Raw genomic sequence first — 21899 nt, forward strand, 5'->3', positions numbered from 1 at the left:
ACCGCGGATCGGTCTGCTCGATCCCTTCGCCGGGTTCGCCGTCACCGGGGCGACCATGTTCAAGAAGCCCAACACCGAGTTCTATCCGGAACAGAAGGTGCCGACCGCGCCGCGCTATCACGGCCGCCACCAGCTCAACCGCTACGCCGACGGCCTCGAGAAGTGCATCGGCTGCGAACTGTGCGCCTGGGCGTGCCCGGCCGACGCCATCTACGTCGAAGGCGGCGACAACACCGAGGACGAACGCTTCTCCCCCGGTGAACGCTACGGGCGGGTGTACCAGATCAACTACCTGCGCTGCATCGGCTGCGGCCTGTGCATCGAGGCCTGCCCCACCCGGGCGCTCACCATGACCAACGAATACGAACTCACCGACGACAACCGCGCCGACCTCATCTACGAGAAGGACCGGCTGCTTGCGCCGATGGAGCCCGGCATGGTCGCTCCGCCGCACGCGATGGCGCCCGGCACCGACGCCGCCGACTACTACCTCGGTCGCGTCGGACCCGCGGCGTCCGAAGAGGAGGTCCTGCGATGAGCACCCTGCTGGCCGCCGACATCGCCGCCACCTCCACCGGGGAAGCCGTGCTGTTCTGGGTGCTCGCCCCCATCGCCGTGCTCGGCGCACTCGGCATGGTGACCGCGGCCAAGGCCGTGCACTCGGCACTGTGCCTGGCCGCGACCATGATCGCGCTCGCCGTGTTCTACATCGCCCAGGACGCCCTGTTCCTCGGTGTGGTGCAGATCGTGGTGTACACGGGCGCGGTGATGATGCTGTTCCTGTTCGTGCTGATGCTCGTCGGTGTCGACTCGGCCGAATCGCTGCGCGAAACCCTGCGCGGGCAACGCATCGCGGCCGCGATCGTCGGCCTCGGATTCGGTTTGCTGCTCATCGGCGGCATCGGGTCAGCGCTGAGCGGAGACGGTACCCGCTTCGCGGGCAACGGTTTCGGCGAACGAGATGTGATCGCCGAACTCGCCGAGCTGATCTTCCTGCGCTACGTCTGGGCGTTCGAACTCACCGGCGCCCTGCTGATCACCGCCACCATCGGCGCCATGGTGCTGGCCCACCGCGAACACTTCACGCCGCGCCGCGGTCAGCGCGAGATGTCACGTGACCGTTTCCGTACCGGCGGTGAACGCGCCACCCCGCAGCCGACACCGGGCGTCTTCGCCCGGCACAACGCCGTCGACAGCCCGGCCCTGCTGCCCGACGGCTCCTACGCCGAACACTCGGTGAGCACCATCCTGCGCCACCGCCGCACCCGCGCCCACGAAGAAGCGCTGTTCCTGGCGGCGGGCGCGGCACGCGGCGACAACCCGACGGCCGACGAGGAAGGCAAGCGGTGAACCCCCAGAACTACCTGTTCCTGTCCGCGCTGTTGTTCACCATCGGCGCCGCCGGAGTCCTGTTGCGGCGCAACGCGATCGTGGTGTTCATGTGTGTGGAGCTCATGCTCAACGCGGTGAACCTGGCCTTCGTCACCTTCGCCCGGCTGCACAGCGACCTCGACGGTCAGGTGATCGCCTTCTTCACCATGGTCGTGGCCGCCGCCGAGGTCGTCGTCGGTCTCGCGATCATCATGACGATCTTCCGTGCCCGCCGGTCGACCTCGGTCGACGCCGCCAACCTGCTGAAGTTCTGACATGGGTACCGCAACGTTGTGGCTGCTGCCCGCGATCCCCCTGGTCGGCGCGATCGTTCTGCTGTTGCTCGGGCGCCGCGCCGACGGCTGGGGGCACTACCTCGGTACGGCCGCCGCGCTCGGTTCGTTCGTCGTCGCGGTCGTCGCGTTCGTCGCCATGCTCGGTCGCGCCGACGCCGACCGCGCCCAGCATCTGGAACTGTTCACCTGGGTGCCGGTGGCGCAGATGCAGGTCGCCTTCGGGCTGCAACTCGATCAGCTGTCGATCTGCTTCGCGCTGCTCATCACCGGCGTCGGCTCCCTGATCCACCTCTATTCGATCGGCTACATGAGCCACGATCCGGGCAGGCGCCGCTTCTTCGGCTACCTCAACCTGTTCCTGGCTGCCATGCTGGTGCTCGTCCTGGCCGACAACTTCCTCGTGCTCTACCTCGGCTGGGAAGGCGTGGGTCTGGCGTCGTACCTGCTGATCGGGTTCTGGTACGAAAAGCCTTCCGCCGCAACAGCGGCCAAGAAGGCGTTCGTGGTGAACCGAGTCGGTGACATGGGTCTGGCCATCGCCATGATGGTCATGTTCGCGACCTTCGGTTCGTTCGATTTCCGCACCGTGTTCGCGGCCGCACCGGGTGCGAGCGAGGGCACGCTCACCGTGATCGGGTTGATGTTGCTGCTCGCCGCGTGCGGTAAATCCGCGCAGGTGCCACTGCAGTCCTGGCTCGGTGACGCCATGGAAGGCCCGACGCCGGTGTCGGCGCTCATCCACGCCGCGACCATGGTCACCGCCGGTGTGTACCTGATCGCGCGCGCCAACCCGGTCTACGATCTCGCCCCCGGCGCGCAGGCAGCGGTGCTCGCCGTCGGCGCGGTGACGTTGCTGTTCGGCGCGATCATCGGCTGCGCCAAGGACGACATCAAGAAGGCCCTGGCCGCCTCGACGATGAGCCAGATCGGCTACATGATCCTCGCCGTCGGTCTCGGCCCGGCCGGCTATGCCTTCGCGATCATGCACCTGCTCACCCACGGCTTCTTCAAAGCCGGGTTGTTCCTCGGTGCCGGCTCGGTGATGCACGCGATGAACGACGAAACCGATATGCGCCGCTACGGCGGACTTCGCACCCTGATGCCGATCACCTTCGTCACCTTCGGGCTCGGCTACCTGGCGATCATCGGCGTGCCACCACTGTCGGGCTTCTTCTCCAAGGACAAGATCATCGAGGCCGCCTTCGACCACGGCGGCACCACCGGTGTCCTGCTCGGGGTGGTCACCCTGCTCGGCGCCGGGCTCACCGCGTTCTACATGACCCGCGTCATGCTGATGACGTTCTTCGGTGAACGCCGTTGGAAACCCGACACCCACCCGCACGAATCCCCCGCGGTGATGACCGGGCCGATGATCCTGCTCGCCCTCGGATCCGTGTTCGCCGGTGGACTGTTCGTGTGGGGTTCGTCGCTGGTGCACTGGCTCGAACCCGTCGTCGGCTCGCACCACGCCGAACCCGTCGTCCCGCCCATCGTCGTCACCGGACTCGCGTTGACGGTGGTCGCGATCGGTGTCGCCGTGGCCTACCGCAAGTACGCCGAGTCGGCGGTACCCGAGGTTGCGCCGGAGCCGGTCACCGTGCTCACCCGCGCCGCACGCAAGGATCTCTACGGTGATGCCGTCAACGAGGCGGCGTTCGAACGTCCCGGCCGCTACCTCACCCGGGCGCTGGTATTCGTCGATGCCAAGGGTGTCGACGGGATCGTCAACGGCACGGCTGCCGCCATCGGTGGGCTGTCGGCCCGAACCCGGCGCGTGCAAACAGGTTTCGTCCGCTCGTATGCCCTGTCCATGTTCACCGGCGCGGCCCTGGTGGCCGCTGCCCTGCTCGCGGTGAGGTTCTGGTGAACTCGTTTCCCTGGCTGACGACGCTCTGGCTCGCCCCCGCGATCGGTGCCGTCGCGGTGCTCGCGGTCCCCGCCGCCCAGCGCACCCTGGCCCGCGCACTCGCCTTCGCGGTGTCGTTCGGTGTGCTCGTGCTCGCCGTCGTGCTCGCGGTGAATTTCCGGCCCGGCGGTGAGCAGTACCAATTCGTCGAATCCCACGAGTGGATCCCGGCGTTCGGCGTGGGTTACACCCTCGGCCTCGACGGCATCGCCACCGCCCTGGTACTGCTCACCGCACTGCTCGTGCCGCTGCTGATCCTGGCGGGCTGGAACGACGACAGCGGCGACGGCCGCAAGAACGCCCACCTGTACATGGCATTGATGCTGCTGGTCGAGTCGATGGTGCTGATCTCGTTCCTCGCCCTCGACATCCTGCTGTTCTACATCTTCTTCGAAGCCATGCTGATCCCGATGTACTTCCTCATCGGTGGCTTCGGCGCCCGGACCACCGACGCCGCCGTGCGCGCGCAACGCTCGCGCGCGGCGGTGAAGTTCCTGCTGTACAACCTGTTCGGTGGGTTGATCATGCTGGCCGCGGTGATCGGGTTGTACGTGCTCACCGCCCGCGCCGGTCTCGGTGAGGGCTCGGCGGGCACCTTCGATCTGCGGGTGGTGGTCGAAGCGGCCAACAACGGCGAGCTCGGCGGTAGTACGGCGGTCTTGAACGCCCTGTTCCTCGGGTTCATGTTCGCCTTCGCGGTGAAGGCTCCCCTGTGGCCGCTGCACACCTGGCTGCCCGATGCCGCCGTGTCGGCCACCCCGTCGAGCGCGGTGCTGATGATGGCGGTGGTCGACAAGGTCGGCACCTTCGGCATGCTGCGCTACTGCCTGCTGCTGTTCCCCCTGGCCTCCGAGACTTTCGCCCCGCTCGTCATCACCCTCGCGGTGATCGGTGTGCTCTACGGTGCGCTGCTCGCGATCGGGCAGACCGACGTGATGCGCCTGATCGCCTACACCTCCATCTCGCACTTCGGGTTCATCATCCTCGGCATCTTCGCCATGACCTCCCAGGCGCAGTCCGGTGCCACCCTGTACATGGTGAACCACGGATTGTCCACGGCCGCACTGTTTCTCATCGCCGGATTCCTCGTCAGCAGGCGCGGCAGCCGGATGATCGCCGATTTCGGCGGCGTGCAGAAGGTCGCGCCCGTGCTGGCGGGCACGTTCTTCATCGCCGGACTCGCGACGCTGTCGCTGCCCGGACTCGCTCCATTCGTCAGCGAATTCCTGGTGCTGGTCGGCACATTCAGCCGGTACGAAGTGGCCGCGGTCGTCGCGACCGGTGCGCTGGTCCTTGCCGCGATCTACGTGTTGTGGCTCTACCAGCGACTGATGACCGGCCCGCTGCGGGAGGGCAACGAGAACCTGCGCGATCTGGTGCCGCGCGAACTCGCCGTGGTCGTCCCGCTGCTCGTCGCCCTGCTGGTGCTCGGCCTGTACCCGAAGCCGATGCTCGATCTGGTGAATCCCGCAGTGGGACAGACCTTGTCGACCATCGGTAAGCAGGATCCGGCGCCGAAGGTCCCCGCTCCCGAAGCAGCCCCCACCGGCGGACACAAATGAGGACGGACTCCGTGACCATCAACGAGCTCGCGGCCCCGCTGACCGCGCCGAGCATCGAATACCACCTGCTCGCACCGATGCTGATCGTGTTCGCCGTCGGCGTCGTCGGTGTGCTGGTCGAGGCGTTCGCGCCCCGCGCCTACCGGTACGGCACCCATGTGGTGCTCGGCATCGCCGGTGTGCTCGCCGCACTGGTCGCCGTGGTGCTGCTGGCCGGCACCGAGGCCACCGCCGTGGTCGGCGCCGTCGCGATCGACGGCGTCACCTTGTTTCTGCAGGGCACCATTCTCGTGATCGGTCTGCTCGGACTGCTGCTGATCGCCGAGCGCGGTGCGGTACGGCGCGTGCGCAGCGGACCGGGCACCTGGAGTCGGGCCGCCGCCGTCCTCGAACGCGGCGTCGACGCCTTCACCCCCCAGGCATCGTCGGTGCCGGGCAGCGCCAACGAACTCGCCGCCGTGCGGGCGGGCGTCTCGACCACCGAGGTCTTCCCGCTGACCATGCTCGCCCTCGGCGGGTTGCTGCTGTTTCCCGCATCCAACGATCTGCTCACCATGTTCGTCGCGCTCGAGGTGCTGTCGCTGCCGCTGTATCTGCTGTGCGGACTCGCCCGGCGCAGGCGGTTGCTGTCGCAGGAAGCGGCACTGAAGTACTTCCTGCTCGGTGCCTTCTCCTCGGCGTTCTTCCTCTACGGTGTCGCCTTGCTCTACGGGCAGACCGGCACCGTCTCGCTGCCGGAAATCGGTGCGGCACTGGACAAGCAGGGCGACGATGCCACTCTCGCCCTGCTCGGGATCGCGATGCTGGCCGTTGGTCTGCTGTTCAAGATCGGTGCCGTGCCGTTCCAGGCGTGGGTGCCCGACGTGTATCAGGGCGCGCCGACCCCGATCACCGCGTTCATGGCGGCGGCGACCAAGATCGCCGCGGTCGGGGCTACCATGCGGGTGCTGATGGTGGGAACCGGTGCGCTCAGCGATGATTGGCGGCCCGTGCTCGCCGCCGTCGCGGTGGCGACGATGGTGGTCGGCGCGGTCATGGCGGTCACCCAGACCGATGTGAAGCGGATGCTCGCCTACTCCTCCATCGCGCACGCCGGGTTCCTGCTCGTCGGCATGACCGCCGCCGATTCCGCGGGCCTGGCGGCGGTGATGTTCTATCTGCTGGCCTACGGTCTCGGCACCGTCGGTGCGTTCGCGGTGGTCAGTCTGGTGCGCGACGGTTCCGGCGACGAGGCCACCGCCATGTCGCAGTGGGCCGGTCTCGGTAAGCGGTCCCCCTGGCTGGCCTCGGTTTTCGCGCTGCTGCTGCTGTCGTTCGCCGGTCTTCCGTTGACCAGCGGATTCGTCGGCAAGTTCGCGGTATTCGCCGCCGCTTCCGGTGCCGGTTACATCTTCCTGGTCATCATCGGTGTCGTGTGCAGCGCCATCGCGGCGTTCTTCTACGTCAGAGTCATCGTGCTGATGTTCTTCACCGATCCACCCGCCGACGCCCCGACCGCGACGTCGCCGTTCGCGACCGTCCTCGTCGTCGCCTTCACCGCGGGCGCGACTGTGCTGCTCGGCCTGTTCCCCCAGCCCGTTCTCGACCTGGCAGAACGGGCAGCCCACTTCATCCGCTGAGTAGCGATTCCGTAGTTCAGGTAGGACGCGGGGCGTACATGATGATCGCGACGCCGAGCAGGCAGATTGTCGCCCCGATCATGTCCCAGCGGTCGGGGCGGAAGCCGTCCAATGCCATGCCCCACAGCAGGGATCCGGCGACGAATACCCCGCCGTAGGCGGCCAGGATCCGCCCGAAATCGGCGTCGGGCTGCAGCGTGGCGACGAAACCGTAGAGGCCGAGGGCGATGACTCCGGCGCCGATCCAGGCCACACCCTTGTGTTCGCGCACGCCCTGCCAGACCAGCCAGGCGCCGCCGATCTCGGCAACGGCGGCCAGGGCGAACAGCAGGATGGAACGCAACACGGTCATGGGCGCACATCCCGAATACCGATCCGCGACGGTGGCGAGGTTGCAGCGAATGCGAGTAAGCCGGTCCGCGCAGAGCTCACCCGGCCGCCCCGATCGCGGCCGAGGCGCGTGCGGCGAAGGCGTCGAGTACATCGACGTGGTTCGCCGGAACACCGACTCCCATCATCAAACCCTCCTCCTCGGCAGCGAAGTCGAAGGTGAAGAACGAGCAGCAGCGGCTCTCACGCCCGGCCAGCTCGCGCGCCACCGCCTCGGCACCCGGATCGAGGACCACGTCGAGCCGCGTCCGATCGCGACGTCGGATTGTGCGTGCAGAGCTGTGAAAAGCTGGTCGAACTCGGCGACCCGGATCGGTTGCTCCGCCGTGGGCAGGGTGCACGCCGGAGACACCCACTCGCCCTGATCTGGTTGAAGCTGCATTCTTCGACGGTAACCCGGTACCGCGGTACCGGAAACAACCTTCGCCGAGCGTTGCGAGTGGTGGGTCAGCCGCAGAGCCCGCTGGTGAGCCAGGCGCCCATGCCCGTGGCGGCCGGGGTGCCGGTGTAGGAGTAGGTGAAGGCGCGGCCCGCGGTGGTGGCGCCCGCGAGGGCGCTGAAGCCGCGGACGTTGCCGTTGTGGCCGACGAAGCGGGTGCCGCAAGGGAGTTGGGCGTAGCCGATGCCGAGTCCGTAGGACATGCCGTTGCCTTCGCCCATGTCGACGCCGTCGAGCATGTCGCGCAACTGGGCGGGCGGAACCACCTGGCCCGACACCAGTGCGAGGTAGAAGCGGTTCAGGTCGGCGCCGGTACTGACCAGGGCGCCTGAGGCCCACGGCAGAGACGGTTCCATAAGGGTTTCGTCGGTGACGTTTCCGTCGACCGTGGTGTAGCCGGACAGGTGGGGTCGGCGCAGACCGGTTTCGCCGGTGGCGGGCAGGTAGGTGTGCGTCAGGCCGAGCGGGGTGATGATGCGGTCGGCGAGCTCGGTGGCGTACGAGCGACCGGTGACGGCCTCGATCAGCATCCCCGCCACCAGGTAGTTGGTGTTGTTGTACTGGAAGCGGGTGCCGGGGGCCGACTCGGCGGGCGACTGCAGGATGATCGCCATCTCCTCCTCCGGTGTGAAGGTGCGGCCGACGACGGCCGCCTGGTGCTCCGTCAGTTCGAACGAACGCGGAACCGGCAATCCGCTGCGGTGACCGAGGAGCTGACGAACCGTGATCGCCTGCCCGTCCACGCCGTCACCACGAAGCAAACCCGGCAGGTACTTCTCCACCGGCGCATCCAGCACCACCCACCCCTCGGCGACCAACTGCAACACCACCGCCGCCGTGAACGTCTTGGTGATGCTGCCGACCCGCACGTAATGCGGTCGATCATCAGGAATCGGTGCGCCCTCGACGAGATCGGCGACCCCGGCGCTCATCACCGCCGTCGCACCGTTGTCGGTCAGGGTGGCTACAGCGCCGACAGCTCCGGACTCGACCAACCCGGCAAGGTCGGCCCGCACCGAGTCCAGCCGCGCGGGCGCGACGGCGGGCGCCTCAGCGGAGCTCGTAGTACAGCTCGTCAGCAACAAGGCGATGGTGCAGATCGGCAGGATCAACGTACGTGTCAGCATGAGCAGACAGTAGAAAGCCGTGGCACACAGGCACATTGGACTGCGGTACTACCCAGCTGTCAGACTGCCGTAGCCCCGGGGAGGTGTCAGCAGGCGGTATAGACGAAGATCCGCGTTCCCGGCGGATACGGTGGGCGGCATGAAGGGTAAGGGGAGAATCTTGGCGGACGAAGTTGCGGGGATGTCCGTGCGGCAGCGGATGCGGACATTGGCGGTCGAAGCTCGACGCTCGGCCGGGACCGCCGAGTCGACGAGGCTGCTCGACGAGATGGCGGCGCGGGGTCGTGCCGGGGCGCGGACGGCGAGTTTTCTGGCGGTCGTCGGTGAGCAACGCGATTACCTTCTGGCACAGCTTGATTCGGCGGATCAGGAGATCGCGTCCCGCGCTCTGACGGGATTGATCCGCCTCGGGGTCGATCCCGAGGTGGTCGTCGACAGATTGCCGGAAGCCTCACAACGAACCCGCAAGAGCATCCGCCGGGCGCTCGCGCGCGGTGACCGCCGGGAAATCGCGGATGCGCTGATTCCCACGCTACGGACGTTGTACGGGGACGCGGAGGCGGCACGGGTCCTGCCTTCGTGTTCGCCCGCTGTGGTCACCGAATGGCTGCCGACGCTCGCGTATGCGGTAGCGAACCGGACTACCTTGTCCAGCAAGCACATCGGTGTCGTCTTCGATTTCGTCGAGGCACGGTCAGGGCAAGCGGACCGCGCCGAGTGGCGAGAACTGTGGGCATGGGTCACCGCGAGCCCGGTCGCCGCGGCAGATTACGCACCCGACCGATTGCTCGCCCTGGCCGCGGCAGCCATCGATTTCGTCCCGGTGACGACACTGAACCCGGTCGTCGGAAAACTCGCACGCCACGACCCGCGCGCAGTTCATCGACTGATGCTGCATCCGAGCGGGAACGGCCGCGCGCTGGCCGGTCCCGCGTTGTGGCGGGCAATGCGATCGCTGTCCGACGACGAACTGCGCCAGGCATATCTCGGCACCCGGTCGAAGCGCGAATTCCTGCGCGCACTTCCACCGTCGCGACGCGCCGCGATCGCCGGAGCCGACCTCGCGCGGCCGGGCTCGGCGCCCGCAACGGTGGATCTCGCCCTGCTCGACATGATTCCCGGTCCAGCTCGGGCAGCGATCGCCCGCGAACTCCTGTCCCGGCCCGGCGGCACCGACGTACCGGATGTCACCGACAGGCTCACCGCACGACTCACCTGGGCGGAAGCCGAACCGCCGCTGACCGCAGCCATCCGGCGCCCGACCGCCGACGAGCGTGCCACCGCCTACCCGCAACTCGTCACGGCGGCGGTGGGAAGTCGCGATCCATCGGTCATCACCGAACTGCTGTCCCTGTTGACGCGGTTGCGCAACGAACAGGATCCGGTCCGAACCAGCGCACTCGGCGCGGTCGCCGACATCCCGATGTCGCTGTTCACCACCGACCACCTGCCAGGCATCGAGCGACTCGCCACCGACGCACTGCAAGCACGCGACCGATCGTGGAATACCTCGAACGCGGTCGGCACCCTCGCGCGCACACTGCTGCTGCACGGCGGTATCACCTCCGAACCGGCGTTCACCGAGGCCGCGCTCCGCATCATGGGCAGGCTCGCCGACCTGTCGATCGACCCGAATCTGTCCGGATTGCACCGCAATCTGCCCCGCGGGGCCGAACAGCGGATTCTCACGACGCTGCTCCCCCGGCTCGAATCCGAGGCGGAGCGGGAACGCTGGGGACTGTGCCTGAGTTTGGCCGACGGGCTCGAACACCGCGCCTTCGACCTGCCCGAACTCCAACGGCTGATCCTGCGCGCCTGTTCCGCGTCCTCGGACACGACTGTCCGCCAGGCTGTTCGGCTCGCACTCGCCGCACCGGCCACCCGCGACACCCACCTCGACGAACTGCTCGCCCGCGATCGTTCCCTGATCACGCTGCCGCTGGTCCAGTCGCTGATCGGCGAGCGCCGCACCGATCTGCTCGACGCCCTGCTCAACACCAGGACACCTGGCCGGTTCCTGTCGGGGAAAGTGGTGTTCGTGCCGATGTTCGTCACCGGGTTCCACCGGTGGTCACCGCACCACATCGACCGCTACGCCCGACTGCTCTACGACTACGCACGCGGCCGCCAGACCACGCCGTACGAGCGAGCCTCGGCGATCCGCCAACTCGGCCGTCTGCCCGGCAGTCTCGCTCGGGTGACGTGGTTCGTCGACAACGGCGAACTCGTCGATGCCGAGGCCGCGCTCACCGCACTCGGCACCAGCGACGAGCCGGCAGCCGCCATCAGCGTCCTGGCCCGGCATGTGGGCGACGATCGCGCCCGCGTCGCGGTGAGCAGTATCGCGACCTGCGCGAAGTGGATAGCACCGGCTCGGTTGTCGAGCACCGTCGCACCGCTGCTCGAGTCGCCGAAGATCACCGCGCGTAAGGAAGCGATCCGGCTCCTCGCCGAATTGCGGGCCCCTGACGCGTTGCCGATCATCGCCGGGCTCGTTACCCGTCCCGATGCGCACCGCGACGTGCGACGCGCGGCCGTGTTCGCCACCCGTTTCCTCCTCGACAACGACCAGACGTGGGCGCTGCTCGACGACGCCGCAGCCGATCTCGAGGTAGCAGGCGCCGTCCTCGACATCGGCCCCGCATTGCTACCGGTCCCGCAGCGGCAACGGTTCGCGGCGCTCGTACGCGACCTGGCCGCCGCTGACGACCCTCGCGTGGCCGCCGCCGCGCTCGACGCACTGGGTTCGTGGCAGCGTTGGTGGGCGCCGGGCACTCGCGAGGTGATCGTCGACCGGCTCACCGACCTCGAATCGATCGGCACCTGGGTAGCCGCGATGCGCGCCCTGTTGGCGGGTGTCCGAACCGACGGCGACACGGCGGCGGTGATCGAGGCCGTCCGCAGATTGCGCAGCTCCGATGTCAGCGCCGTCGACCGGGATATTCCCGCGCACCAACGTCTTTCGAAGTTGCTGCATTGGTTCATGACGGTTGTCCGCAACCACCCCACGAGCCCGCGTGCGTTCTCCGCGCCGGTCGTCGCCGCATTGGCCGACGACCCGATCTGGCACGACCAGGTCATCGAACTGACCGTGGTGGCAATCCGCTGGACCGACCCCGCCGATGTCGTCACGACCCTCGACGAGGTCGCCCGCTATGCCACCGGAGCCCTGGTCACCCGACCGGCCCATCACCTCGGCCAACGGCTCAACTCCGAACTCGACACCACTCCACCGACGACGTTTCTCACGATCAGCACCGAACTAGCCCGCAGCCAAGCACCTTCCACCGCATTGGCCGCACTCGCCATCGTCGACCGCTACGCAGGAAAGTTCGGCTGGTCACCGGAGTGGGTTCGATTGCTGACAGCATTGCGCGCCCACCCCCACCCCGATGTCCGTCGTACCGCCCACACTGTCTTCATGGCTCCGGAGTAGCCACGAAACGAGGCCTATTCGGGTGAGCAACCGTGCTCACGGCTCGTCGAGCACTTCTTGCAGGCGGGCGGCGAAAGTGGCTGGTTCGTTGACGAATCCGGTGTGGTCGCCGGGGAACAGGACCGGGTCGACGCCGAGCGCCGAGGCCAGTTGGCGGGCGGTGCGGTCGCAGAGCTGGCCGGTGGAGTCGGTGCCGATACCGACGATGACGCGGGTGGGGATCGTGCGGAGCAGGGGCGGATCGGGCACCCATGCGGTGGTGTGGCGCAGTTCGTGGATGAGCCAGTAGCGTTCGCTCGCCACCTGGCGCGGGTCGCGCTCGGTACCGAACATCTGCTCGAGGACCGGGTCGGGAATCGGAATGTCGGCTTGGGCGAAGAACTTCCGCCACGCGCCGAGCACATCGCCGTCGGTGTAGGTGGCGATGATGTCGTCGGTACGGGCACGCTGAGCGTCGGCGTCGGGGAGCAGTTCGCGCAGCGGGGGTTCGTGGGCGACGACCGTGGTGACCAGGTCGGGGTAGTTCTGGGCCAGGGCGAGCGCGGACACGGCGCCGCCGCTGGAACCGAACACCACCGCCGGGCCCGCGTCGAGATGGGTGACGAGCCGGGCCAGGTCGTCGGCGCGGGCCGCGACGGTGGAGTCCTGATCCGGGTCGTTCAGGGAGCTGGCGTTGTGGCCGCGCGGGTCGGTGGTGAGGACCGTGTTGGTGGTGGCGAGCTGCTCGGCCAGCGGGGCGAACGCGGCGGCGTTCATCGGTGCGCCGACGAGCACCATCAGCGGTCCCGTCCCCCTGACCTCGTAGTACAAACGGGCATCAGGCACCACGAGGGTGCCGGTGGTGACGGCGGAACTGGCGGTCATGAGCCTCTCCCGGATCTCGGCCTACAGGTAGCACCCATAAAGACGGTGCCCACCGCCAGAACTCATCGCTGCCCGCGAAAAACTTTTTGTGAACTCAGTTGTAGGACTTCGCCACCCCGTCGAGCAGGTTCTCGAGCGTCTCGTACGCGGGGACGTCGACCACGTCGATCAGGTCGGCGGGAACCGGCACCTTGCGCTCGGCGGCCACGGCGGTGAACTGCGCGTTGTCGCCTGTGCGGAAACCGTGTTCGGCGGCGAGACGGCGCAGTTCGGCGTTCTCGGTGAGCAGCTTGCCGATACGGTCGCCGGTATCGGTGAACGGGACCAGTGTGTGGCTCGACAGCACGGTCGGTGTCGGATAGGCGAGAACCATGTCGTCGGTGATGCGTCCCTGCCCCGCGGCCTCGATGAACTGGGCCTCGTAGATGCACACCATCGGCGTCGGACCCATCCCGTTGGTCAGGTACTGGGTGAAGGGCCCTTCGCTGCTGTTGTCGGTGTAGCCCTGGGCGAGGAACAGTTTCGACAGCGTCGGCAGCACATGCTGTTCGGCGGTGCCGCCGCGCACGATGGTGTGATCGTTGGCCACATAGCCGGCGATCGCCATGTACATCGCGGCGGAGTTCGAGGTACGCGGGTCGGTGGTGGAGACCAGGATGTTCTTGGCCACCGGGTAGGTCGTGTTGCCGGGCAGGTCGTCCCACTGCACACCCTGGGCGGTGAGCTCGAGGTAGCGCTGCATGTCGAAGGTCGCAACGGGGCCGGGCTTGATCACGCCTGCCGCGGTGAGCAGGTCGGCGATCGGCCGGTAGGTGGCGATCGCGATCGGTGAGGAGAACGGCGTGTATCCAGCGGTGACGTTGCGCAACCGCTGAATGCGTTCGGCTGCGGGCTTGCTCGACGGAAACGCGAAATCGAAACTGTCGAGGTTCACCTCGGTGGCGATCTGCCGCGATCCGGCGGGCTGCACCTCCACCCGGATCCCGTTGTCGGTGAGCACCTGCACGACCCGCTCGTCGGCGAAGAACGACATCTTCTCCGACCCGACCACACCGCGCACCACCGTGACCGCGCCGACCGGTGCGGCGGCCGGGCTTTCGGCGCTGCTCGGCCACAGCGTCATCCCGGCGGCCACGATCGCCACCGCCCCGACCGCACCGACCGACAGCGAAACGAGCTTCCGCCTGCTCACCGACGGCGCCGCGGGCTCCTCCTCGGCGACGACCGGTTCGGCCGGCTGCTCGGTGGCGGCAGGGCGCGCGGTGGGCGCGGGCACGCGCACGGTCGGGTCGGAATCGGCGAGTTCGTTGCGCACGATCCGCTCCACCAGGATCGGCACGAACTCACGGATCGGCTTGCCCTCGAAGCGGGTGTGCGCGGCACCGACTGCCGAGGTCACCTGCTCGACGGGAACATTGTCCGACAGATCTTCGACCAGGCTTTCGGTCATGCGCCGCATGGCCTGCTTCTCACGTTCGACGGCATCGGCAGCTACGCCGGGGATTACGCGCGACACCACAATTCTCCTGGTCATACTTCGGGCTGCGGACGCGGCGCGCGGCGACCTGCGCACGCCGCGGGCCACGCTACCGGCGCGCAGCACAGTTACCCCAGCTGTGAACGGCCCGGCACGCAGAGTTCAGCACCCGCTCCGCTTCCGGCAACGTCATGTTGTCCGGATGTTCGTCCACCGCCGCGAAAAGTGCACTGCGGGTGTGGGATTCGGGGTCAGCGGTCGGCGACGGCCTGTGTGTTCACCGTCGGTGCGGGCGCGGTGGCGGTGTGTGTGGCCCGCACGATACCGGCGGCGAGCAGGTCGAGCACGCCGATCACGATCAGTCCGCCGCCTGCCATCGTCGCCAGGCCGGTGACGGTCTTGAAGGTCATGGCGATGATCGTGATGCCGATCGCGAGGGTGCCGAGCCCGCAGAGCTCGGCGGTCCAGCTGTCGGCGCGATCGTCGTCCCACACCGCGACGAGTGCGAGCACGATCCCCCGCACCGTCCACCCGAGCCCGATCCACAGCGCGAGCAGTTCGATGTTCCCACCACTGAACGCCAGCACGGCCAGCACCGACGTGAGGGCGGCACTCACCAGTACCAGCACCCGAAGCAGGAACCCGATCCGCGCCCACAGTGCCAGGAACCCTTGCACGAGCGCGCTGATCACCAGGGCGATCCCGAAAATCAGTGCCAGCGTCGATTCGTCGCGCCCGGGCCACAGCAACGTCACCACCCCGAGCACGAACGACGCCCCGCCCGCGATCACCATCGCCTGCCGGGTCCCCCCGCTGTGCTGCCCCTCCCCGTCGGTCAAGGACATGCCGCCCACCCTATGCCCGTTGAGCCCCGGTGCGGCTCAACCACCGTGGCGTGGCGCCGCCTACGGGCGTCGTGCGTACTGATCCACCAGCGCGGCGCACCGACAACGCCCGTCACCTCGGACCGGCGTCCTGAACTATCGCTTCCTCGAGACGTGCATGGTGATCCTCGCGGTGACGAAGGCGTTGGCGTCGGCATCGAGGACGTCGACCGGGACGACGAGTTCGGTGGGGTCGTCGCCGAATTCGGGGATCGGGTCGAGGTGGGCGACGGCGGTGACGGCTGTGGTGGCCTTGGATTTGTATTCCACGGTCATCCCGACCGGGATCCATCGGTGGGTGGCCGGGATGGTCGCGTCGGTCATCATGCCGCCGGCGAGTTCGGCCATATTGCAGGACGCGATGGCGTGGTAGGTGCCCAGGTGGTTGTGGACGCTGCGACGGTTGGGTGCGGTGACCCGGCACAGTCCGGGACGCAACTCCTGGATCAGGGGGTGCACGCTGCGGAAGTAGGGCGCTTTGAAACACAGCGCCTGCGTGAACAGCCAGTTGCCGAAAGGCAGGCGTCGCAGCGTGTTCCACAGCGCGAGGTTGGTACTGGCCGCCTCGGTGGTCATGGTCGGCATCCTCCGGTCTCGTCTCAGCGCAGGGCCGCGGTGACGGCGGCGTACATGGTGTTCTTGATGGCGGCGAGAGTGCCGGGATTCTTGCCGAGGATCGGGGTGAGCTTGGCGGCGGAGTCGGCGACGAGCTCGGCTTCGGTGGCCGTGGCGTCGACGAGCCCGGCGGCGAGGGCATCCGGACCGGAGAAGCGGTGACCGGTGGTCATCGCCGTGACCGCGGCCTGCGGGCCGAGTTTGGCCTGGATGAGAGCGGCCATGCCGGGGGTGAAGGGGATGTTGATGTCGACCTCGGGGAAGCAGTAGTAGCCGCGGTCCGCACGCATGATCCGGAAGTCGTGGGCGATGGCCAGCATGGCGCCCGCGCCGAAGGCGTGGCCGTTGACGGCGGCGACGGTCGGCAGCGGGAACGTGAGGATGCGGGCGAACAGTTCCTGAACTCGGCCGACGTACCATTCGCCTCGGTCGCCGTTGGCCATCAGCCATTCCAGGTCGAGCCCGTTGGAGTAGAACTTGCCGCTGCCGACGGTGATCAGGCCCTGCGCTTCCTGCTCGATGGTGTCGAGCTGGGCGTTCACGCTGTCGATCCAGTCCGGGGAGAACCGGTTTTCGTTGTCACCGAGGGTGAGCACGGCGATCTTGTCCTCGTAATGCACTGTCGCGGTCATGATGTTGCCTCTCATTTCTTGGGGATGGAATCGTCAAGGGGCAGGGCGAGAACGGCGCGGACGGCGGCGGCAAGGCGTTGGCGCACTGCGGTGTCGGGATCACGACGGCCACGCAGCAGCAGGGCGGTCGGCAGTTCGACCACGCAATCGCGGACAACGGTCACCGCTTCCCGATCACCCCGCCCGTAGACGCCGCGCGCCAAGTCGACCAGCAGTCCGGTGAGCAGGTCGTCGAGCCGTTGCAGTTCTTCGGCGATGTCGCCGGGGATCTCGCTCGATCCGAGCAGTTCCTGCCTGGACACGGTCAGCAGGAAACGCCCCGACACCGGGTGCTCGAGCATGAATTCAGCCGGTGTATCGGCGGCCGCAACCACCGCTTCGATCGCATGTTCCGGCGCGGAACTGGTCGCCAACGCCCGGTCGACAGCTCGACGTTGCAGCTCGAGGAACCGTTGCGCGGCGCGCAGCCAGGTGCGGCCCAGCAGTCCGGCGCGCGACCCGAAGGCGTGATAGATCGCCCCGTTCGACACACCGGTCGCCTCCGACAGTGCCCGCACAGTGACAGCAGTGGGACCGGAGTCGACGGCCATTGCTTCGGCGGCATCCAGCAGGTGATCGAGATCGTGTATCCGGGGGCGCGGCATGAACCGAGATTAACAGAGCATGCGCTCTGTAACAATCCACGAGGCAGTAGCCCCAAAGCTCCTTACGTGACGAAGACAAGGGGGCGGATAGCGAGCGATCACTCCGATATGGCCACTATCGACGCCTCGGCGTCGTTCTGATACATTTTGTTTCATAGTTGTGAAACAGCTTGTATCGAAAACGGAGTCGAATGAGACCACCCGATCCGCGCGTCGAGCGCAGCCGCAGTTCCGCCCTCGCGTCAGCGCGCGAACTGCTGGTCGAACAGGGCGTGACGGGGCTCACTCACGGCGCGGTCGCGGCCCACAGCGGAGTCAGCCGCGCCACGCTGTACCGGCACTGGCCCGAACCGGCCGATCTCGTCCGCGATGCGGTTGCCGGGCATATCGCGGCGGTGCGGCCCGAACCGACCGGCGACCTACACGCAGATCTGCTCGCCGTGCTTTCCGTGACGCGCGCGATGCTCCACGAACCGGTGATGGAACAGGCCATGCGCGTCATCATCGAAAGAGCCGGAGTGGATCCGCGTTTCGCGGAGGTCAAGGTGAGGCTGTACCGGTCCGGAACCGGAGCGGTTCGCGCGATCCTGGCCGATGCCATCGCTCGCGCCGAACTACCGGCGGGACTGGACATCGATCTCGCCGTCGATCAATTGCACGGCCCGTTGTTCTTCCGTCGGCTCGTGGCCCATCGAACGTTCGATCTCGATTACGTGCGTCGCGTCGTCGACGAATTCCTGCGCTCTCACCAGCCCCAAAGCCCACGCCTGCAAGGACACTCATGATCCCGCTCGGAAACGCCGCCCGCCTGCTCGCCGGAGTCGTCGCGCTCGCCACGATATTCGGGGCGCTACTCGCTGATTTCCTGATCCCGGCCGGCGCGGCACAACACCTGCGAAACGACGCCTGGCCCCCACACGCGAAGTTCCACGATGCCCAATACATCGTCATGTCGCTGTTGCTCGGCGTCATCGCACTGGTTCTGCTGATGCGACGGGGCGGCGACCGATTTCCCGCGCTCGGCTGGGCCTGCGCGGTCCTCGCCGTTCCGTGGCTCGCGCTCCTCGGCGCACTGCTCTTCCCCGGCACGGCCATCCAGGACCCTGAGTTCGACAATCCGTCGGCACTCGGCCTGCACCCCCAGATACTCCTGTCGCTGATCCTGCTGGCCCTCCTGCTTGCTGCCGTTGCGCTCGCCGCCAGGCAACGACCGGGCGCGGCAGCGGAACCGAGGCGTGCTGACTCCGATCGAGGCGAATTCGGGGCGTGAAGATTCAGAAGAACCAGCCCAGTTCGGGCGCGCGCGGTGTCGTGAAGGCTTCGGTGAAAGCGGCGAGGGCGGAGGGGTTTTCGGAGTGTAGGCGATGGGCGGTGGCGTAGGCGGTGGCTCGGTGGGCGCCGAAGTAGAGGCCGGCGAGAACGTTGATGTCGCACGTCAGGACGGGGCGGCGCGTGGTCGGGGCGCATTCGGCGTGACCGTCGCGGATGTGCAGGGCGAAGGTGCCGCCCGCGTCGCGGAAAGGATCGTGGACCGCGATGACCGTGTCGAGGTCGTGGCGGTAGGTGCGCGCGGTGAGGGCCGCGGGGATATCCATGAGGCGGGCCCACAGGGAATCGCCACGGTTGGTCAGCTGGACGGCGCGCGGGTTCGTCAAGAAATAGGGCAGCGGGTCGTCGTCGGCGACGTTGGCTTCGACGGTGTCGACGAGGTCCATGCCGAGCAGGACCCGCCACAGTGCGATGTGGGCCTCCGTAGTGACGGCGCGCCATTCGGCTACGACGACGGCCGATTTGCCGTCGTCGTAGCGGCGGCGATACAGGACGTAGCCATCGGCGTGGAGCAGCACGAACAGGGAGGTGGCGTTCCCGCGATGGCGTTGCGGATCGGTGAAGACGAGGTCCCATTTCGCGTCGGGACGCCACTGGGCACCGGGTGTGCGGGCTTGCCATCGGTCGTAGACGGCACGGATGTGGTCGGCGGCCTCGGCGAGGGTGCTGAGCACGACGCCACCGGGATCCGGTGTGCCGGGGCGGAACTCCGCCTTGCGCCGATCCACGACCACCGTGTTGTCGAAAATCGCCGTCTCGTACCCGAACCGGCCGTAGATCGAGCCTTCACTGGCCGTGAAGATCGTCAGCGGCAGCCCGTCCGCCTCGGTGCGTTCGTGTTGCGCCGCATACAGGGCGCGCAGGATGCCGCGCCGCCGATGCGTCGGCGCCACCGCCACGCCCGACACACCGCAAGCCCGTACGCTGCGCTCCCCCGGCACCGTGACGCTCATGGTGATGTCGACCGTGTGCCCGACGATCCGATCGCCGTCGACCGCCACCAACGACCTTTCCGCCGGGAAGATCCGCAGCTTGTGCTCGAGTTCGGCCTCCTCGTACCGCATCCCGAACCCGGTCTCCTGCAACAGCACGATCGCTTCCGCGTCCGCGCGAGTAGCTTCCCGTATCCGAATCGTCTGCACCGAAGTCATGCACCGCACCCTCCCACGCCGGGGCGCCGATCACACCTGATTTTCCTCCGGCGCCGTTGCGCGCGTCCGCACGCTGACGACTTCCACCACCGAGCGACGCACGTCGGCAAGCACATACGGTGCGGCGACCGCACCCACCGCATCGGGCAGCGGGTCAACGGGGAGGCGATGGATGCGTAGCGTCAGGTCGGATGACACCGGCAGGTCGGTGTGGGTGTCGGTGTCGATCGGCTGTACCGAGTTGTCCGGTACGTCGACCCGACGAACCTGCACCGCGGAGTCGACGGTATCGCTGTAGTTCTGGGCCTGGGCGGTCGCCCGACCGGCGAGGAGGTCGACGACGGCGTTCACCGCCACCGGATCCCGGGTGGCGTCGTAAGCCCATCGCCGCCCGAGGACACCGTGTTCCATGGTGCCGACCAAGGCTTCGTCGGCGCCGTGCAGTGGCGCACCCCGGTACGTCAGCGGGACATGGTAGAGCTGCGGGCCGGTGGCCGAGTCGTCGATCAGGAGCAGGAATTCGATGCCGACCACGCCGTCGGGATCGTCGAGCCGGAAACCGCCCGCCTTGCTCAGGCGCGGGGTGGTGCCGCGATACCACCGTCGTGTCGGCAACCATGCTTCGAGCAGCTCGAGCTTGCTCGGGGTCAGGGTGGTCTGGTGAACGATCGCCATATCGCAGGCTACATCCGAGCCGTCATCGCGCGCAGGTCCGGCAGCGAGCCGATGCGCTGGGTGACAGGACGGCCGGGGGCCGCGGCCTGGGGTGAGCCGGTCGTGCGCAACAGGGTGCGAACCGATTCCGGGGTGGCGCGGCCGGGGCCTGCGGACCGGATGCCCTGGTAGGCGGCGATCGCGCCGACGACGATCGGTGACGCGCTCGAGGTGCCGCTGAACTCGTCGGTGTACCAGAGGTCTTCGTCGTCACCGCCCTGCAGGTCCCCGTAGCCGGTGGTGGTCACCTCACGCCCCCAGCCCTGTACGTCGAGGCGGGCGCCGTAGTTGGAGAAGCCCAGGCGGGAGCGCGCCGGGCCGTGGTCGCGGCCGTGCAGTCCGGGCGGTGGTGCGCCGGCACCGACGATGATCGCGCCGGAATCGTTGTTACGGAACGGGTTTCGCCAATCGGCGGGAAAGTCGGCCGGTCGGGTGTCGTAGATCGGTGCGTCCAGGTCCTCCGCACCGTTGCCCGCCGCTTCCACCACGATCACGCCGCGCCCGACCGCGTAGCGAACGGCGGCGAAATCGTCGGGCCACCACTCGACGGCGATGTAGCCGCGCTGATCGGGGGTTGCCCGGTAGTCGAATCGGGGTCCGGGCCGGTGCAGTTCGATGAGCAGCACGTCACCGGGGTCGAGTGCGTCTGCGGCGGAACGGATGGCCGTCGCCGAACCGATCCCGAAGATCGAGATCGCCCGGATGTGCGCCTCGGGCGCGATACCGGTGATGCCGAACGGATTCAGATCGCCGCTGATCTCGCCTGCCACCGCCGTGCCGTGGTCGCGCCAACCCCGGTCCGTCGACGCCGTTCCGCCGATGATCCCGCCCTGGTTGTGGCGCAGATCCTCGTGGGTGAATCGCCACGCGCCCTCGATGTCGATGACCCGCACGCCGGTGCCGAGACCACCGGGGCGGGTATGCGCCCAGGTCGCGTCGATCCCGTTCGGCGCCGCATCGAGGTACGCCTGCCTGCTGCGGAAGTCCGGGGTCACCGATGGTGCATCCGTGGCGCGGGCGACGGTTGCGCCGGGTGCGAGCGGCGGTTCGGCAGCGGGTTTGACATACGCCGCGGTGACGGTGTCTTCGGCGCGCAACCGGTCGGCCACCTCGGTCAAATCCCCGACCGCACCGACGACCCGGTGATAGCCGAGGTAGGAACCGGCCTGCGCGGCCTGCGGTGTATCGGCGAGTTTGCCCGCGAGCCGGTTGCCCGGCCCGAAGATCGGCACCAGATGCGCGTCGCCGGGCAGCAGGCCGTCGACGTGACCGCGTACCGCACTGGTCTCACGCAGGGCGGCCGGTGTCAGATCGGGCCCGGTCGGGGTGGTAACGACGATCAGTTCCGCAGGCGACACGGCGGGCGCGGGTGTCCCCGAGTTCCGCTGCCTGCTGGATCGGGTGGAGGCCATGGCTACCAGTGAACAGGGCGTGCGCGCACAC

The 21899-nt window shown here is 67.9% G+C and carries 21 protein-coding genes; 9 read left to right on the forward strand and 12 right to left on the reverse strand.

The annotated features are described in order from the left end of the window. The first annotated feature begins 7 nt into the window (after positions 1-7). The 6 genes from nuoI to nuoN are packed head-to-tail and all read left to right on the forward strand — an operon-like array spanning position 8 to position 6754. Positions 8-538, forward strand: coding sequence for an NADH-quinone oxidoreductase subunit NuoI (gene nuoI / locus AB0F86_RS07665; protein ID WP_279537589.1), 531 nt, complete (start codon positions 8-10; stop codon positions 536-538). After that, positions 535-1350 (forward strand): NADH-quinone oxidoreductase subunit J, encoded by an 816-nt coding sequence (locus tag AB0F86_RS07670; RefSeq protein WP_225279884.1) that lies wholly within the window; start codon positions 535-537, stop codon positions 1348-1350. The genes nuoI and AB0F86_RS07670 overlap by 4 nt, the downstream gene beginning before the upstream one ends. Next, positions 1347-1646 (forward strand): NADH-quinone oxidoreductase subunit NuoK, encoded by a 300-nt coding sequence (gene nuoK / locus AB0F86_RS07675; protein WP_067489925.1) that lies wholly within the window; start codon positions 1347-1349, stop codon positions 1644-1646. The genes AB0F86_RS07670 and nuoK overlap by 4 nt, the downstream gene beginning before the upstream one ends. Position 1647: 1 nt before the next feature. Next, on the forward strand, positions 1648-3534 hold the full coding sequence (gene nuoL / locus AB0F86_RS07680) for an NADH-quinone oxidoreductase subunit L (RefSeq protein ID WP_356982780.1): 1887 nt from the start codon (positions 1648-1650) through the stop codon (positions 3532-3534). Next, entirely contained in the window at positions 3531-5135 is a 1605-nt protein-coding gene (locus AB0F86_RS07685) for an NADH-quinone oxidoreductase subunit M (RefSeq protein ID WP_356982781.1), read from the forward strand. Before nuoL ends, AB0F86_RS07685 begins: the two co-directional genes overlap by 4 nt. Continuing rightward, positions 5132-6754, forward strand: a complete 1623-nt coding sequence (nuoN, locus tag AB0F86_RS07690; protein ID WP_356982782.1) for an NADH-quinone oxidoreductase subunit NuoN — start codon at positions 5132-5134, stop codon at positions 6752-6754. Before AB0F86_RS07685 ends, nuoN begins: the two co-directional genes overlap by 4 nt. A gap of 16 nt (positions 6755-6770) precedes the next feature. Here nuoN and AB0F86_RS07695 read toward each other — a convergent pair whose 3' ends face one another. The 3 genes from AB0F86_RS07695 to AB0F86_RS07705 form a co-directional block, all read right to left on the reverse strand. Then, on the reverse strand, positions 6771-7106 hold the full coding sequence (locus AB0F86_RS07695; protein WP_181697233.1) for a YnfA family protein: 336 nt from the start codon (positions 7104-7106) through the stop codon (positions 6771-6773). 76 nt (positions 7107-7182) lie between these two features. Then, positions 7183-7380, reverse strand: coding sequence for a hypothetical protein (locus AB0F86_RS07700; RefSeq protein ID WP_356982784.1), 198 nt, complete (start codon positions 7378-7380; stop codon positions 7183-7185). Between the two features lie 211 nt (positions 7381-7591). After that, on the reverse strand, positions 7592-8710 hold the full coding sequence (locus tag AB0F86_RS07705; RefSeq protein WP_356982786.1) for a serine hydrolase domain-containing protein: 1119 nt from the start codon (positions 8708-8710) through the stop codon (positions 7592-7594). Positions 8711-8870: 160 nt separating this feature from the next. Here AB0F86_RS07705 and AB0F86_RS07710 point away from each other — a divergent pair, with 160 nt between their 5' ends. Then, complete coding sequence (locus tag AB0F86_RS07710; RefSeq protein WP_356982788.1) at positions 8871-12146, forward strand: hypothetical protein; 3276 nt, start codon at positions 8871-8873, stop codon at positions 12144-12146. Between the two features lie 36 nt (positions 12147-12182). Here AB0F86_RS07710 and AB0F86_RS07715 read toward each other — a convergent pair whose 3' ends face one another. From AB0F86_RS07715 to AB0F86_RS07740, 6 genes are all read right to left on the reverse strand, one after another. Further along, on the reverse strand, positions 12183-13010 hold the full coding sequence (locus AB0F86_RS07715; protein ID WP_356982789.1) for an alpha/beta hydrolase: 828 nt from the start codon (positions 13008-13010) through the stop codon (positions 12183-12185). A 94-nt stretch (positions 13011-13104) separates the two neighbouring features. After that, entirely contained in the window at positions 13105-14526 is a 1422-nt protein-coding gene (locus tag AB0F86_RS07720; RefSeq protein ID WP_356982790.1) for a three-helix bundle dimerization domain-containing protein, read from the reverse strand. Between the two features lie 212 nt (positions 14527-14738). After that, a complete protein-coding gene (locus AB0F86_RS07725) occupies positions 14739-15332 on the reverse strand; it encodes a DUF308 domain-containing protein (RefSeq protein WP_181697228.1) in 594 nt (197 codons plus the stop codon). A gap of 135 nt (positions 15333-15467) precedes the next feature. Then, positions 15468-15956 (reverse strand): hotdog fold domain-containing protein, encoded by a 489-nt coding sequence (locus tag AB0F86_RS07730; protein ID WP_220139157.1) that lies wholly within the window; start codon positions 15954-15956, stop codon positions 15468-15470. Between the two features lie 14 nt (positions 15957-15970). Then, positions 15971-16618, reverse strand: coding sequence for an enoyl-CoA hydratase-related protein (locus tag AB0F86_RS07735; RefSeq protein ID WP_356982791.1), 648 nt, complete (start codon positions 16616-16618; stop codon positions 15971-15973). Positions 16619-16629: 11 nt separating this feature from the next. Beyond that, on the reverse strand, positions 16630-17262 hold the full coding sequence (locus AB0F86_RS07740; protein ID WP_356982792.1) for a TetR/AcrR family transcriptional regulator: 633 nt from the start codon (positions 17260-17262) through the stop codon (positions 16630-16632). Between the two features lie 191 nt (positions 17263-17453). Here AB0F86_RS07740 and AB0F86_RS07745 point away from each other — a divergent pair, with 191 nt between their 5' ends. Further along, complete coding sequence (locus tag AB0F86_RS07745) at positions 17454-18047, forward strand: TetR/AcrR family transcriptional regulator (protein ID WP_356982793.1); 594 nt, start codon at positions 17454-17456, stop codon at positions 18045-18047. Next, positions 18044-18532 carry a DUF6640 family protein gene (locus AB0F86_RS07750; RefSeq protein WP_356982794.1) on the forward strand — a complete coding sequence of 163 codons (489 nt, stop codon included), beginning with the start codon at positions 18044-18046 and terminating at the stop codon, positions 18530-18532. Before AB0F86_RS07745 ends, AB0F86_RS07750 begins: the two co-directional genes overlap by 4 nt. A 4-nt stretch (positions 18533-18536) precedes the next feature. Here the strand turns inward: AB0F86_RS07750 and AB0F86_RS07755 are convergent, their stop codons facing one another. Genes AB0F86_RS07755 through AB0F86_RS07765 form a run of 3 tightly spaced genes read right to left on the reverse strand, consistent with a single transcriptional unit; the run spans position 18537 to position 21868 of the window. Beyond that, positions 18537-19742 carry a GNAT family N-acetyltransferase gene (locus tag AB0F86_RS07755; protein ID WP_356982796.1) on the reverse strand — a complete coding sequence of 402 codons (1206 nt, stop codon included), beginning with the start codon at positions 19740-19742 and terminating at the stop codon, positions 18537-18539. A gap of 30 nt (positions 19743-19772) precedes the next feature. Then, positions 19773-20417, reverse strand: coding sequence for a 1,4-alpha-glucan branching protein (locus tag AB0F86_RS07760; RefSeq protein WP_356982798.1), 645 nt, complete (start codon positions 20415-20417; stop codon positions 19773-19775). An 8-nt stretch (positions 20418-20425) separates the two neighbouring features. Further along, on the reverse strand, positions 20426-21868 hold the full coding sequence (locus tag AB0F86_RS07765) for a S8 family peptidase (RefSeq protein ID WP_356982799.1): 1443 nt from the start codon (positions 21866-21868) through the stop codon (positions 20426-20428). Between the last annotated feature and the right edge of the window lie 31 nt (positions 21869-21899).

This window comes from Nocardia sp. NPDC023733 (genome assembly GCF_040639775.1).
In the GTDB taxonomy this organism is placed as follows: domain Bacteria; phylum Actinomycetota; class Actinomycetes; order Mycobacteriales; family Mycobacteriaceae; genus Nocardia; species Nocardia rosealba.